8 protein-coding genes are annotated in these 15,543 nt (G+C 69.1%); 4 read left to right on the top strand and 4 right to left on the bottom strand.

What is annotated here, in order from left to right; all coding sequences use genetic code 11:
* The first annotated feature begins 5 nt into the window (after window positions 1-5).
* Together A9X00_RS16100 and A9X00_RS16095 are read left to right on the top strand one after the other, a co-directional pair.
* Window positions 6-9,626, top strand: coding sequence for a type I polyketide synthase (locus A9X00_RS16100; RefSeq protein ID WP_067155208.1), 9,621 nt, complete (start codon window positions 6-8; stop codon window positions 9,624-9,626).
* A 342-nt stretch (window positions 9,627-9,968) separates the two neighbouring features.
* Complete coding sequence (locus A9X00_RS16095) at window positions 9,969-10,718, top strand: DUF732 domain-containing protein (RefSeq protein WP_369830758.1); 750 nt, start codon at window positions 9,969-9,971, stop codon at window positions 10,716-10,718.
* Between the two features lie 20 nt (window positions 10,719-10,738).
* Here A9X00_RS16095 and A9X00_RS16090 read toward each other — a convergent pair whose 3' ends face one another.
* The 4 genes from A9X00_RS16090 to A9X00_RS16075 form a co-directional block, all read right to left on the bottom strand.
* Window positions 10,739-11,425 carry a cutinase family protein gene (locus tag A9X00_RS16090; RefSeq protein ID WP_197515186.1) on the bottom strand — a complete coding sequence of 229 codons (687 nt, stop codon included), beginning with the start codon at window positions 11,423-11,425 and terminating at the stop codon, window positions 10,739-10,741.
* A 97-nt stretch (window positions 11,426-11,522) separates the two neighbouring features.
* Complete coding sequence (locus A9X00_RS16085; protein ID WP_067155199.1) at window positions 11,523-11,954, bottom strand: Hsp20/alpha crystallin family protein; 432 nt, start codon at window positions 11,952-11,954, stop codon at window positions 11,523-11,525.
* A gap of 172 nt (window positions 11,955-12,126) precedes the next feature.
* Entirely contained in the window at window positions 12,127-12,429 is a 303-nt protein-coding gene (locus tag A9X00_RS16080) for a hypothetical protein (protein WP_067155196.1), read from the bottom strand.
* Between the two features lie 204 nt (window positions 12,430-12,633).
* Window positions 12,634-12,921 carry a hypothetical protein gene (locus A9X00_RS16075; RefSeq protein WP_067155193.1) on the bottom strand — a complete coding sequence of 96 codons (288 nt, stop codon included), beginning with the start codon at window positions 12,919-12,921 and terminating at the stop codon, window positions 12,634-12,636.
* A gap of 191 nt (window positions 12,922-13,112) precedes the next feature.
* On the opposite strand from A9X00_RS16075, the gene A9X00_RS16070 reads away from it, so the two are divergent.
* Both A9X00_RS16070 and A9X00_RS30805 read left to right on the top strand, forming a co-directional pair.
* Complete coding sequence (locus tag A9X00_RS16070) at window positions 13,113-13,421, top strand: hypothetical protein (RefSeq protein ID WP_067155190.1); 309 nt, start codon at window positions 13,113-13,115, stop codon at window positions 13,419-13,421.
* Between the two features lie 239 nt (window positions 13,422-13,660).
* The coding region (locus A9X00_RS30805; RefSeq protein WP_156772121.1) for a PE family protein at window positions 13,661-15,543 on the top strand (1,883 nt) is incomplete at its 3' end.

The raw sequence follows: 15,543 nt of genomic DNA, 5'->3' as shown, positions 1-15,543 counted from the left end.
AAGCTGTGCTTGAGCATTCCATTCCCGAGGTCCTGCGGGAGCGTGCCAGTTCGCGGCCCGACGATCTGGCGTTCACGTATGTCGATTACGAGAACGACTGGGAGGGCGTTGCGGAAAGCCTGACGTGGTCGCAGCTGTATCGCCGCACGCTGAACCTCGCACGGGAACTCCAAGCCTGCGGGTCGACGGGCGACCGCGCCGTGATCCTGGCACCGCAGGGGCTCGAATACGTCGTCGGTTTTCTCGGCGCGCTACAGGCCGGCCAGATCGCGGTTCCGCTGTCGATGCCGGTGGGTGGCGCCAGCGACGAGCGGGTCAGCGCCGTCCTGCATGACGCGTCACCTACGACGATTTTGACCACATCCGCTGCCGTGGACATCATCGCCGAGTACGCGAAGTCGGAGCCCGGCGCGCCATCGGTCGTCGAGGTCGATCGGCTGGATCTTGACTCTCGCCTAGCCGCCGCCGACACCGATGGCCAGACGAGCATCGCGCACCTGCAATACACCTCCGGGTCGACCCGCACCCCAGCGGGAGTTGTCGTCTCGCACAAGAACATTCAGGTCAACTGCGAGCAGATCATGGCCATGTACTACGAGGCCGACGGCGGGATGGCCCCACCGGACACCACCGTGGTGTCGTGGCTGCCGCTGTTTCATGACATGGGCCTGATCCTGGGCATCGCCTTCCCGGTCCTGTGGGGATTCCCCACCGTGCTCACCAGCCCGCCGTCCTTTTTGCAGCGACCGGCGCGATGGATGCAAATGCTGGCCGGCAATCCGCACGCCTTCTCCGCGGCGCCCAACATCGCGTTCGAACTGGCGACCCGAAAGACCTCGGACGACGACCTGGCCGGGCTTGACCTCGGCGGCGTGCACACCATCCTCAACGGCGCCGAACGCGTGAACCCGCCGACGCTGTGGCGCTTCGCGGACAGGTTTGCCCGCTTCAACTTCCGCCCCGAGGCGTTGCGTCCCTCCTACGGACTCGCGGAAGCCACGCTCGTGGTGGCGACGCGCGAATCGGGCCACCCGCCGGTGACCGTGTCTTTCGATTCGGAGCAGATGACCGCCGGCCGTGGCGAGCGGTGCGCCGACGGTGCCGGCATCCCGCTGGTCAGTTACGGGATGCCGAAGTGGCCGATCGTGCGGATCGTCGACCCCGAGACGAGCATGGAATGCCCGGAGGGAACGGTCGGTGAGATCTGGACGACCGGCGAGAACGTCTGCTCAGGCTATTGGCAGAAACCCGAAGAGACAGAACGTGTCTTCGGCAGAACGATCGTCGGCGCGTCGGACGGCACCCCGGAGGGGCCCTGGCTGCGGACGGGGGACCTGGGCTTCTACTCCGAAGGCGAGATGTTCATCGTTGGCCGGATCAAGGATCTCTTGATCGTCTACGGGCGCAACCATTCTCCCGACGACATCGAGGCGACGATCCAGGAGATCACCCGCGGCCGCTGCGTGGCGATCGCGGTTTCCGATGATGACGGTCCCGAGAAACTCGTCACCATCGTCGAACTCAAGCCCGGCGGCGATTCCGAAGAGGACGCGCAACGGTTGATCGCCACCCGGCGTGAAATCATCGCGGCGATATCGAGGACGCACGAACTGAGCGTCGCGGATCTCGTTCTGGTGCCCCCACATTCGATTCCCCTCACCACAAGCGGCAAGGTGAGGCGACGGGATTGCTCAAAGCTCTATCAGCAGGGCGCCTTCACCCGTTTGGACGCGCATATCGGCCCGTCAAAGCCGCGCGCGGTCGAGGACATCGCCGCGGACGCCGCGGCCGACTCGGGATTGGCCCAACGTGTTCGCACGCTAAGCCAGCAGCAACGTGACCTGCTGGTGGGGATGGTCTGCGCGCAGGCGGCGGCGGTGTTGGGGCGTCCGAGCCCGGACGACATCGACCCAGGGTCGGCGTTCAGGGACCTGGGTTTGGACTCGGTGAAAGCCACCGAATTGCTCGACCGGCTCAAGACCGAAACCGAGCTGCCGTTGCCGCCGACGCTGGCGTTCGACTATCCCACCCCCGACGAGTTGGCCGCCCACCTGGCCCAGCTGCTGGTCGGGCCCGTCGCGGCGGCCTCGCCGGTGGAATCGCAGGTGGCGGTGGACGAGCCAATTGCTGTGGTGGGCATGGCATGTCGGTTCCCGGGTGGGGTGGATTCGCCGGCGGCGTTGTGGGATTTGGTGGCCACCGGCACCGACGCCGTCGGGAGTTTTCCGGTCGACCGTGGCTGGAATCTGGGGGAGTTGTTCGATCCGGATCCCGACGCGGTGGGCAAGACCTACACCCGCGCCGGCGGGTTCTTGGCGGATGCGGCCGGGTTCGACGCGGAGTTCTTCGGGATCTCGGGGCGCGAGGCCCAAACCATGGATCCTCAGCAGCGGCAGCTGCTGGAAGTGTGCTGGGAAGCGTTGGAAACGGCCCGAATTGACCCGGCCGGGTTGGTGCGTACCGAGACCGGCGTGTTCGTCGGCGCGTGGTCACAGTCCTACGGCGGGGGCGGCTCGGAAGGTGTGGAGGGCTACGCGCTGACCGGCCTGTCGCCAAGCGTGGCGTCCGGGCGAATCGCTTATGCGCTGGGTTTGCAGGGCCCCGCGATCACCGTCGACACCGCCTGTTCGTCGTCGTTGGTGGCCACGCATTTGGCGTGTCAGTCGCTGCGCAATGGTGAGTCGGTGTTGGCTCTTGCCGGTGGGGTGACGGTGATGACGACCCCGTCGGTGTTCACCGAGTTCGCCCGCCAGCGCGGGCTGGCCGCCGACGGGCGCTGTAAAGCGTTCTCCGCCAACGCCGATGGCACCGGCTGGGGCGAGGGCGCGGCGGTGCTGGTCCTCGAACGGCTCAGCGACGCGCAACGTAATGGGCATCCGGTGGTGGCGGTGATCGCGGGATCGGCGATCAACCAGGACGGCGCCTCGAACGGATTGACGGCCCCGAACGGGCCCTCTCAACAACGCGTCATCACCCAGGCCGCGGCCAACGCGGGTGTCGCGCTTGATCAGGTCGATGTGGTCGAGGCGCACGGCACCGGCACCACTCTTGGCGACCCGATCGAGGCGGGCGCCCTGATCGCCACCTACGGCACGGCCCGCTCGGCGGAACACCCGTTGTGGCTGGGCTCGATCAAGTCGAACATCGGTCATACTCAGGCCGCCGCGGGGGTGGCGGGGTTGATCAAGATGATCGAGGCGCTCAATCACGACAGTTTGCCGCCGACGCTGAACGTGGATCAGCCCAGCCCACATGTGGATTGGTCGGCCGGCACGGTGCGCCTGCTGACCGAGGCGGTGCCCTGGCCCGAGACTGATCATCCCCGCACCGCGGCGGTGTCCTCCTTTGGAATCAGCGGCACCAACGCGCATGTGATCGTCCAACAGGCCCCGGCCGCGCCGGTCGAGCCGGCCGAAGAACCCGAGGGTGTCGACTTCGGGCTGCGGGTATGGCCGGTGTCGGCGCGCACACCCGCGGCGTTGCGCGCGCAGGCCGACCGGCTACACCAACACTTGCTCGCTCGTCCGGACCTGGATCTCGCCGACGTGGCCTACAGCCTCGGTGCCACCCGCACCCACCACTCCTATCGGGCGGTGATCACCGGAGCGGTCGACAGCGCCGATCCTCGCGAAGACCTGCTGGCCGCGTTAGACGCGATGCGTGACGGCCACGCCCACCCGCAGCTCGCCCAGCACCACTACCTGGCCCAGGTTCGCGGCAAGACCGTGTTCGTCCTGCCCGGGCAGGGCGGCCAATATGCCGGGATGGGCCGCGAGTTGTACGAACGTCACCGCGTTTTCGCGGCGATGGTCGACGACTGCGACGAGGCATTGCGCCCATTCACCGGCTGGTCGGTGCGCGAGGTCCTGCTGCAGGCGCCGGGGGCTCCCGCGCTGGAGCGTGTCGATGTGGTTCAGCCGGTGCTGTTTACGATGATGGTCTCGCTGGCCGAGTTACTGGGCTTTTACGGCATCACACCGGACGCGGTCATCGGACACTCGCAGGGCGAGATCGCCGCGGCCTACATCGCCGGGGTGTTTTCGTTGCCCGAGGCGGCCCAGATTGTGGCGCGGCGCAGCCAGGCGCTGGGCGAACTGTGTGGGGCGGGTGCGATGGCCTCGGTGCTGTTGGGCGCCGAGCAACTCGAGCCCCTGCTGCAACCGTGGGGTGCGGCGTTGAGTGTTTCGGCGATCAACGGCCCGTCGCACACCATCATCAGCGGCGAGCCTTCCGCGATGGAGCAGTTCGGCGCGGCGTGTGAGCGCGACGGCATTCAGTTCCGTCAGATCGCAGTGGATTACGCCTCGCACTGCGCCCAGGTCGAGGCGGTGCGCGAGCGGCTCCTGTCCGAGCTCGGTGAGCTGAGCCCGGCCCTAGCCCGCGTCCCGCTGTATTCCACGGTGGGACAGGCGGTTTCGGGTGGTCCGTTGGACACCACCACGATGGACGCCGACTACTGGTATCGCAATCTGCGTGAGCCGGTGCGCTTTTATGACCGGGTGGCCGAGCGGCTGGCCGCGGGAGAGTGCACGTTTGTCGAGCTGTCCCCGCACCCGGTGTTGGCGCCGGCGTTGACCGACACGCTGGCCCAGACCCCGGGGCGGGCCCAGTCGACGGTCGTCGTCACGCTGCACCGGGAACGTCCGGATCACGACAGCCTGGCAATGGCGTTGGCGCAGTTGCACACTCACGGCCACAGCCCCTCCTGGCCAGCGCTGTACCCGCACGCCCGCGCCGTCGCGCTGCCCACCTACCCCTTCGACCACCGCCGCTACTGGCTCGCCCCCACGCCGGTCGACGACGCCGCCGCCCTCGGCCTGGACCGCGCCGACCACCCCCTGCTGGGTGCGGTCGCCGAATTGGCCGACGAAGACCAGATCATGGTCAGCGGGCGGTTGTCGCCCGGCACCGAGGAGTGGCTGGGCGGGCATCGGGTCAACGACACGATCTTGTTCCCGGCGACCGGGTCCATCGAGGTGATCCTGCGGGCCGGGGAGCTGGCCGGCGCCCCGACGATCGACGAGCTGATCCTGCACGCCCCACTGACGCTGTCGGAGCAGGCGCCGACAGATCTGCAGGTCCTGGTGCACCCGCTCGACGAGCTGGGCCGGCGCCCGTTCAGCGTGCACTCCCGCGCCGGCGGCCAGCAACATGCCGCGTGGACGCTGCATGCCAGCGGCGCGCTCACCACCCGCCAGCCGGCCGCCGGCTCCCCGCCGCCGGCGGTGGGCGCGGAAGCGATCGATCAGGACGATTTCTACGACCGGCTGGCCCTGCAGGGCTATAACTACGGCGGTCCGTTCCGATCGGTCCGGGCCATCGGCACCGACCCGGCCCGGCCCGACGTCGTCTACGCCGAGGTGGCGCTGCCCGCCGGCACCGATGTCGCCGGCTACGGCATCCACCCCGCCCTCCTCGACGCGGCGCTACACCCGTTGGCTGCCGCGTCCGACTCGGCCGACCCTGGCTCGCCGCGGATCCCGTACGCGCTCAACGGAATCAGCTTGTACGCCACCGCGGCCACCCAGCTGCACGTCCACCTCACCCGGACCGGCGAGGACACGTTCACGCTGCACGCCACCGACCCCACCGGCGCGCCGGTGATCACCATCGGCGCGGTGGCGTTGCGCGCCATGTCCGACCAGATCGGCCGGCCCGCTTCGATCGCCGGGCTCTCCGACAGCATGTTCGAGCTGACCTGGCCGGCGGCGCCCGATCTGGCCGTGCCGTCGGGCGCCCAACCACCGGCGTGGGCGGTGTGCACCGACAACGACCTCGCCTCGGTGACCGCGCCCCCGGAGTTGGTGATCTGGCCGCTGCCACACGCCGCCGACGCCGATCCGCTGCGGCGAGTGCACGCCCTGACCCGCGATGTCTTGGCCCAGCTCCAGGGCTGGCTCACCCGTCCGGACACCGCCAACGCCCACCTGGTGATCGTCACCCGTCGCGCGGTCAGCGTCGGTGCGCATGACGGTGTCCCGGATTTGGCGCACGCCGCGGCCTGGGCGCTGATCCACACCGCTCAGAACGAGCACCCCCACCGCATCACCCTGATCGACAACGACGACACCTCCCTGGACAGCCTGGTCGCCATCGCCTCTACGCGCCCGGCGGGCGAGCCGGAGTTGGCCGTGCGCAACGGTGTTGCCCACATCGCGCGCGTGGCCCGCATCCCGACCCTCACCCCACCGGACGGTGCCGACTGGCGGGTGGGCACCACCGGCAAGGGTGACCTGAGCAACCTGGCCCTGCTCCCCACCGATGCGCCAAACACCCTGGCGCCGGGCCAGATTCGCGTTCAGGTACGGGCGGCCGGGCTGAACTTCCGTGACGTGGTCGTCGCACTGGGCGCGATCGCCGACGACGGAATGGGCAGCGAGGCAGCGGGGGTCGTCGTCGACGCCGCCCCCGGCGCATCGCTGCGTCCCGGTGACGCGGTGATGGGGCTTTTCCCGCATAACGCGTTCGCGCCCACCGCGATCGCCGACGAGCGCATGGTGGTGCCCGTCCCGGCCGGATGGTCGTTCACCCAGGCCGCGTCCGCGCCGATCGTGTTTCTCACCGCCTACGCCGCTCTGGTCGAGATCGCCGGGCTCAAGGCCGGCCAACGGGTGCTCATCCACGCCGGCGCCGGAGGCGTCGGTCAGGCCGCCATCCAGATCGCCCACCACCTCGGTGCGGAGGTGTTCGCCACCGCCCACCCGACCAAACACCACGTGCTTCACGAGCTGGGGCTCGACCCCCCGCACATCGCGTCGTCGCGCACGTTGGATTTCGTCGACACCTTCAAGGCCGCCACCGACGGCCAGGGCATGGACGTCGTGCTCAACAGCCTGGCCGGCGAGTTCGTCGACGCGTCGCTGCAATTGCTGCCCCGCGGAGGCACTTTCGTCGAAATCGGCAAGACCGACATCCGCCGGGCCAAAGACATCGCCGCGTCCCATCCGGGGGTCGACTACCAGGTCTACGACCTGTCCAGCGCACCGCCGGGAGCCCTGCAGCCCGCATGGGCGGCCCTGACCGAAATGTTCGCTGCCGGCGTGCTCAAGCCGCTGCCCACCACGAGCTACGGCCTGCTGAACGCCCCGCAAGCCTTCCGCGACATGAGCCAAGCCCGCCACACCGGAAAAATCGTGCTGATCCCGCCCGCGGTGTTGGATCCCCAAGGCACGGTGCTGATCACGGGCGGCACCGGGATGCTGGGCGCGCTCTTCGCCGAACACCTGATCACCCGCCACGGCGTCGAACACCTATTGCTGTTGTCGCGCAGCGGAATCGACGCTCCCGGCGCGGGCGACCTGCAAGAGCGCCTGGCCGGGCTCGGCGCCGAAGTCGCGATCACCGCGTGCGACACCAGCAACCCCGCCGACGTGGCCGCCGCACTCGACACGATCCCCGCCGACCACCCGTTGACCGCGGTGATCCACGCCGCCGGCGTGCTCGACGACGCGCTGGTGACCGACCTGAGCCCCGAACAGCTCGATGCGGTCTTGGCCGCCAAGGCCGACGCGGCCTGGCACCTGCACCACCTCACCGCCGACCGCGACCTGGCCGCGTTCGTCCTGTTCTCGTCCGCCGCGGGCATCCTGGGCAGCGCCGGGCAGGCCAACTATGCGGCCGCCAACGCGTTCCTGGACGCGCTGGCACACCACCGGCATCACACCCAACGCGAGGCCACCAGCCTGGCCTGGGGCTATTGGCAAACCCCGTCCGGGATGACCGCCCACCTCAGCACCAGCGACCTGACCCGCCTGAGCAGCACCGGGCTCACCCCCATCACCAACGAGCACGGGCTGGCACTCTTCGACGCTGCGCTCGCGAGTCAGCCGACCAACCTGCTGGCCAGCCCGTTTAACACCGCCGCGCTGGCCCGCCAGGCCCGCAACGGCACCCTGGACCCGATCCTGTCGGCCCTGACCACCAGCCGCCGTCAGGCCGCCACCGGCAGCCCGCGCACGCTGGCCACCACGCTGGCCAGCCAGACGCCGCAACAACGGCTGGACACCCTGACCGCGATGGTCACCGCGACCACCGCTGCCGTGCTGGCCCACCCCGACCCGGCCGCCCTCGATCCCGAGATTCCCTTCAAGGAGCTCGGCATCGACTCCCTGACAGCGCTGGAACTGCGCAACACGGTGAACCAGCGCACCGGCCTGGCGCTGCCGGCGACGCTGGCCTTCGATCACCCCACCCCGGCGAAGCTCGCCGGCCACCTCGCGGAGTTGCTGACCGACACCGCCGCGCCCGCCGCGCCGGCGGCTCAGGTCAGCACCCGCGGCGACGAGCCCGTGGACAATCGGCTCGCATACCTGGACCAGGCGGCGTTCCTCGCGTTGCGAGCGGTTCACGGCGCGCTCATTCAGGTCACCTGGATCTACGACCGCGCCATCGACGTCGAGGGGCTAAAGCGTTTCCACCGCAACCTTGGTCGCGGGTTGTTGGGGCGCAGGATCGAACGGTCCACATTGCCATTCGCGCGCGATCGCTGGGTGCAGGCACCGCCGCCGGAGGAGATCGACTTCGCCGCGACGCCGCGACCGCGTGCCGAGGTGAATGCGTGGGCCGACGAGCGGGCCCGCTTACCCATCGACCCGGAGTGGGGGCCGGCCTGGCATCTCGGGGTGCTTCCGCTCGAGGGCGGCGGCACCGCGGTAAGCCTGGTGGCCTCGCACACGATCGTCGACGCCATCGCGTTCGGCCAGGCGATCGAAGACGCCGCCGAGGGCCGGACGCGCGAGCTCGGCTATCCGCCCGCGGGATCGCGCACTCTCGGGCGCGCAGTGCGTGAGGATTTCCGGCAGACCGTCAAAGACCTGCCCGACATCGGGCACGCGTTGGCCGCCGTGGCTCGGCGGGCGCGGCGCGACCGCAAGGAACTCAACTCATCGTTCAAGGCGGCACCACCGTCGCCGCGGAGGTCGGCCGACGACCGGCCGGTGGAGGTGCCCGCCCTCACCGCATACATCGACCTGGCGGAATGGGATGCCCGCGCGAAAAGCCTTGGCGCAAGCAGCAACTCACTGGTCGCGGGAATCGCGTGCAGGCTCGCCGTACGGATGGGTCGGGTTCAGGACGACGGGACCGTCACCCTGCGATTCCTGGTGACGCTGCGGACCGAAGGCGATACCCGAGGCAACGCGCTCACCAGCGTCGACGTCCCGGTCGACCCGACGCACGCGGCCACGGACCTCGCCGACATGCAGGCCAAGATCACGCAAACGATCCTCCAGGCGATGGAAGACCCCGACAACGAGTGGCTGGCGCCGCTGCCGCTGGCCGCGTTGACGCCGGTATGGGCGGCCAGGAAGGTCGCGGGTATGGCGACGGGTGGCTCCACCCTGCCGGTCACGTGCTCCAACGTCGGTGACCTGTCCCCGTCGGCGAACCGCCCCGACGGCACCGACGCCGATTACGCGTACATGAGAAACCTCGAGCCCGATATCAAGAAAAGCACGCTCGAGGCCATGGGCGGACAACTGTTCCTGGGTTCGGGGCGGGGTCGCGGCAAGATGTTCATCCGAATCTCGGCGTATCTCCTCGGGCGGTCGAATACCAAAGAGGAGCTACGGGAAAGCGTGTCGCGCACCTTCGCCGAATTCGACCTGAATGTAGAGATCGACTGCTAATCGCGGCGCGCGGGGGCGGTTGCAACCGTCGGCGTCAGCGCAATCTCTTACCTTGTACCGCAACGTGTTTGAGCTGACCCGGCTCGGTTCGGAAAATCGGGTATTTACCGCGGAATCGCGGTGATTTATTATGAACAGAATGGTTAACAAAAGATGAACAAAAGGTGAACGGATTCAAGCTGTAGCAGCGTTGGTGCGTGCGCCGTGGAACCGGAGGGGCGGCGCGCGTACGTGGTCTAAATGGCAATTCGCCCGTCACGTGACGGCCCGACCAGAACGGAAATCCCTCCTATGTTCACCGGTACCTCCGTCCGCTCCGGTCCCCTGATTACGGCCATTGTGGTGCTGACTGGAGCTGCAATTGTGCGCGGCAGCGCGGCCATTGCCGACCCCAGCCAAGACGATCGGTTCCTGGCACTGCTCGATCAACAAGGCATTCCTGCGCTCCGGGGCGTCCCGAGCCTTATCGAAACGGGCCATGACGTGTGTCGCACGCTCGACGCCGGCATGCCGGCGGCCGGCTTGGTGGACGCGATGGTCAACAACGCGGTCGGCATCGATCCGAGCGAGCGCGATTTCGACCTCGGTCGCCTCGCGCGCACCGAGGCGCGCTTCATCACCGCCGCAGTGGGGGCCTACTGTCCCTACGATCGGGACAAAATCGCTTCCCTCAGAACGAACCCCAGCGGGTGGGCAGGGTCGGCGCACAGCGTCACACGGCCGGCGGTCGACGTGCGGAGCGATCCGCGGGAGCCTCCGTTGACCGTTCCCGTCGGAGAGATCGACGATCCGAACCCGCCGCAGCTTCCGGCGCCGCCGCCGACGGCCGCGCAGATCCAGACGCCACGCCTTCCGATAGCCGCGCCGTCCGCGCCGACCGCCCCGCCGCCCCCGCCGCAACAGGTGAAGCCCCCGCCGCAACAGCCGCCGCCTCCACCACAGCAGATGGAGCCCGCTGGCGGCCCACAGCCTGGCGGCGCCGGAGGCGGCGGCGGTAGCAGCGGTGGCGGCAACGGCGGCGGCAGCCCGGGCGGCGCCGGGGGTGGGGTCCCCGCGGATCCGTCGCCGGGCTTCGTCCGGCTCGCACCGTGAGGGGCTGAACGCCGCTGTGGCTAGAGGTGGCTAGCCACGAAACTAGCGGCCTGACTGGGCATCCCGGACTGCTGGTACGACAAGTGCTCCGGGGAGAACACCTGCTCGTGCGAAGGCAGCGACAGGCCGCCGCCAGAACACACCGGATCGCCGGGCGCGCACAAGTCGATGGCCTTGGCCCCATACCAGGGGCTGGCCTCGTTCATGGGCCCGACAACCCTGTCGGCCATATTCCCGAACACGGCGACGGCGGCCACGTGGGCTGCCTCGTCCGCCGACAGAGTGTCGGCATTGAAGCCCGCGATCGATGCTCGGGCGATGGTGATCAGATCTATCACCATCGCGCCTTGGGAATATCCGCCGAGCACCAGCTTGGTGTTGGGACAGGTCGCGACCATGGATTGAACGTGGGCGTTCGCGTCGACGGCGCCGGCGGATGCGGACGGAGGCCAATCCTCGGCGGCCGGGTAGTTGACGGCATACACGCCAAGGGACCGACCGCCGACCTGCGAACGTAGCGAGTCGATAAAAGCCTGCCCGACGCCGCCGACGCCCGGCGGCTCATCGGTGCCGCGGGCGAACGTCACCTCGACGTCAGGGCAGGGAGCGGCCGAGGCGGGGGGAGCGAGGATCGGTGCGCCAACGAGCGCCGCCCCGGTTGTCACCACCGCGGAAACGAGCAAACGAGCCAATTGGCGTGCGTTCACGATTCCAATGCTGACATATCGGGATCGAAGCGTTCCGCCCGCATCGCATCACCGGAGGGCGCGCCCGGGGACTCAGTGGCCGCCAGGCCGTCGGGAATTAGTCCCGATTTTCGACCTCGATGCGTTTGGCCGCCGGCGCGCCGTTGGGCACCGGTACCGAGATCGCGAGGATGCCCTTTTCGTAGGTCGCGTGGACATCATCGACGTCGGCTCCGGCGGGCAGCGGAACGGAGCGCGCGAAGGCCCCATAGCTGAATTCGGACCGACCGCGGGATTCGACGGCCTGGCTGCGCACGGCCTTGATGGTGAGCATCCCGTCGTGCACGGTGATGTCGATGTCCTTCGCGGGGTCGACACCGGGAATTTCGGCGCGAACCTCGTAGCGGCCGTCGTCCATCTCGTCCTCGACGCGCAGCAGGTTGCGGTCGAAGAGCGGGCGCAGGCCGGCCAATAGGGGAGTGCCACTGAAGAGGTCGGTGAGATCGGGCATCAGAGTTCTGGGTTGACGCTGGACCGGCAGAGTCGCCATGGATTCTCCTGAAATCGTTGCATCTCTTTCGATTTCGATCGAACCACTGCGCGGCCGCTGCTGCTAGACGGCGTCCGCCGATGTTGCCGAGAGATTCATTGCGCGTTCAACCGGGCGGTCCTGGACCGCTGGTCAAGGTGCACAACGGGTTTCGTTTGCCTGGCGCGACTTTCTAGCCGGGCCGGAGTGGCCGTTTCAGCGTGCAGACCATGCTCCATTCGAAGTACAACTCGCCGTCTTTGTCGTAACCCTTGAAGCGATGGGCGACCTGGGTGCGTTGCACCGAGGAGTTCACGATTTCCCAGCCCTGTTCCCCGTAGGTCTTCGACAGTTCGGCGACCTCCTCGACGACAGCTTGCAGGGACTCATTTGTGCGGTAGATGAAGCTGCTCTCCCACCGCTGGGGGTACCACTGGCCGTCGGATGCCAGCCACCACCCGGGCCCGGGCGAGGGGGTGCTGGTGGGAGCGCTCATGCCCGGCGATCCTAGGGCGCAGCGAGCTCCGTCAAAGCGATCTCCTGGTTAATTCTGAGGTAATTCCGTCGACGGCCCGCCGGCGATCTCTGCAAATATTCGGCATTCTCGGCCCGTTGGTTTGGGTCCATCGCCGCGCGCGAATGATCCGTCATTTCGCCGCTTTATTTGCGCGCAGCAATTGACGGCATGGTCTTCGCCCGCTCAGCCCACCTGCTTCAGCGTGTAGTGAGCATTCGTGCGCCTGGGGTCGTCGGCGAGCCTCTTCACCTCTTGGCGGATCGGATCCACCGCACCGCCGTAGACGCCGGGGCAGCCGTCAGGGCACCGGACTTCCCACCACGAGTCCGACGGGTGTTGCGGCCACGCCGCGAGCATTCCGCCTCTCGGCTGATAGCCGATCTCGGCCGCAAACTTCCTGAGGTTGCCGATGTGATGTTGGGCGGGGCAGAAGAGCAATACGTCGATACCGAGGTTCCCTGGTTCGTTCATGGCGCCATTCTCGCCTGTCCATGCGTCCCCGATCCCGCCTTTGCGACAGCCGGCCCGGCGAGGGCGTGACCACTATCACGGGCGCAGACACGAAGACCGCAGTTAGTCACTTGACTACAGGCCGAGAGCATGGTGTAGTCAAGTGACTAACCCCGGCCGAGCTGGCGCCCCAGACCCAAGGAGAACCGACCATGACCACAGCCCGATCGCGGGACCTTGCGGCACCCACCGGGGCCACCTGCGTCGACGAATGGGAGGGCTTCGGGGCGGCGTTCAGGGTGTTCGACGGCCCGGAGTGGCGGATCGAGCACGTCACCGACCACGGGCGATGCGCCGACGTCGGCGACATCGTCGTGTCAGTCATCGGGCGGCAGTACGTGGACGGACACGCCGAGCGCAAGATCATCATCGACGGCGCTCATACCCCCGTCATCACTCCGACCGAAGCGCGGAAGCTCGGCAGCGCGTTGATCGCGGCCGCAGACGCCGCCGACGGGTGACTTGCGGGCCGCAAAAAAGGCCAATGCCCCCGGCACGGCTCGAACGTGCGACTGAGGGATTAGCAATCGGTCGATCTTGATGGTTCCGCTGGCGCTCGTTACAAAAACATTAGGTGAAAAGGTCTATTTCCGATTAACCCTCCAGGGCCCCACATGCTGCTCTAAAGTGTCCCAGATCACTGGCCCATGGTCGGCCGAGATCACGACATCGGCGAGATCACGCAATGCGGAGGACTGCCATGTCATATGTGATCGCGGGCCCGGAGGCGGTAGCGGCGGCGGCTGGTGATTTGGACGCTCTCGGCTCGACGATCGAGGCCGCCGGGGCGGCGGCGTTGGCCCCGACGACGCAAATCCAGGAGGCGGCCGCTGATGAGGTATCGATGGCGATTTCGGCGCTGTTCGGCACGCACGCCCAGGAGTTCCAGGCGGACGCCGCGCGGGCGTCGACCTTCCACCAACAGTTCGTACAGGCGTTAAGCGGGGCTGCGGCATCGTATGAGGCCACGGAGGCGGCCGGCGCCGCTGCACTGGCGGCTGCGCCTTCACCAGCCGCGCTGTTCCAGACATTTGTCTACGGCCCGATTCACACCCTCGGCGAAGCGTGGATCAACAGCCCGTTCGGTCAGTTGGTGGACCCGGTTCTCAATACACCCACCAATGTGCTGTTGGGGCGTGCTCTGATCGGCAACGGTGCCGCTGGGACCGCGGCCCACCCGAATGGTGGTGCCGGCGGGTTGTGGTTCGGCGATGGCGGGGCCGGCTATACCCCGACCGGCGGTACGGGCCCGGTCGCCGGCGGTAACGGCGGGGCTGCCGGGCTGATCGGGAATGGCGGCTCCGGTGGGGGCGGCTTCGCGAGCGGGGCTGGCGGCAGCGGCGGCAGGGGCGGCTTGCTGATGGGTAACGGCGCGATGGGCGGCGCGGGCGGGACCGCCACCATGGTGGGTGTTGTCGGCGGAGCCGGTGGCGCTGGGGGCGCCGGCGGCTTCGTGTTCGGCCACGGGGGTGCCGGCGGTGCCGGCGGTCAGGGCGGCGACGGCATGCTGGGCGACACGCTCGCGTCCCACGACGGCGGCAGCGGTGCTGCCGGCGGGGCCGGCGGCGCGGGGGGTAAAGGCGGGCTGCTGTTCGGAGCCGGCGGCACCGGCGGCGAAGGCGGCCTGGGCGGTAACGGCGGCAATGGCGCCGTCGGCAGCAGCGGCGTAGATGCCAACGTTGCCGGCCAAGCTGGCGGAGACGGCGGCGCCGGCGGCAACGGCGGCCATGGCGGCGCCGGCGGCGCCGGCGGCAACGCGGGCCACGGCGGCTTCCTGGGCGCCAATGGCCACGGCGGCAACGGCGGGGCCGGCGGCGTCGGCGGCAACGGCGCGGCCGGCGGCAACGGTGGCGCTGGCGCCGGCGGCGATGCCCACACCCCTGACGGCGGCGCCGGAGGCAACGGTGGTGACCGGGGCACCTCTGGCGCTGGCGGCCACGGCGGCGCGGCCGGCAACGGGTCCGGCGGCATCGCCGGCGCGACCGGCGCGGACGGCCAAGCGGCCACCAGCGGCGGCAACGGCGGGGATGGCGGCAACGGCTACAACCCCGCGAGCCTCGGCGCGCCGGCCGGTGCCTCCGGCGGGGCCGGCGGGGCCGGCGGCAAGGGCGGCGATGTCGGTAACGGCGGCGACGGGGGGCGCGGCGGCAGCGGTGTGGCTGGCACCGACGGGCCCAACGGGGTCAACCCGGGCGACTCCGGCAGTGCCGGCATGGCCGGCGGTAGCGGCGGCAAGGGTGGTGCCGGCGGGCTAGGCGGTTCGATCTCGGGTAACGGCGGTAATGGCGGGGCCGGCGGCGCCGGTGCCCACGGCGGCAACGGCGGCACCGGCGGCAACGGGGCGGCCGCCACGACCCCCACGACCGGCGGGTCCGGCGGGTCCGGCGGGGCCGGCGGGTCCGGCGGCAACGGCGGCAACGGCGGCCTCGGTGGCGCGGTCACGAATGGCACCGCGGGCACCACCGGCGCCGGCGGCAACGCCGGTGACGGCGGTAACGGCGGGAGGCCGGGAGACGGCGGCCTCGGCGGCGCCGGCACCGCCACTCACATCGACGGCGGCACCGGCGGCGCCGGCGGCAACAC

The sequence above is a fragment of the Mycobacterium sp. 1245805.9 genome (assembly GCF_001672915.1).
Lineage (GTDB): Bacteria > Actinomycetota > Actinomycetes > Mycobacteriales > Mycobacteriaceae > Mycobacterium.
This window is presented reverse-complemented; position numbering and strand designations above follow the sequence as displayed.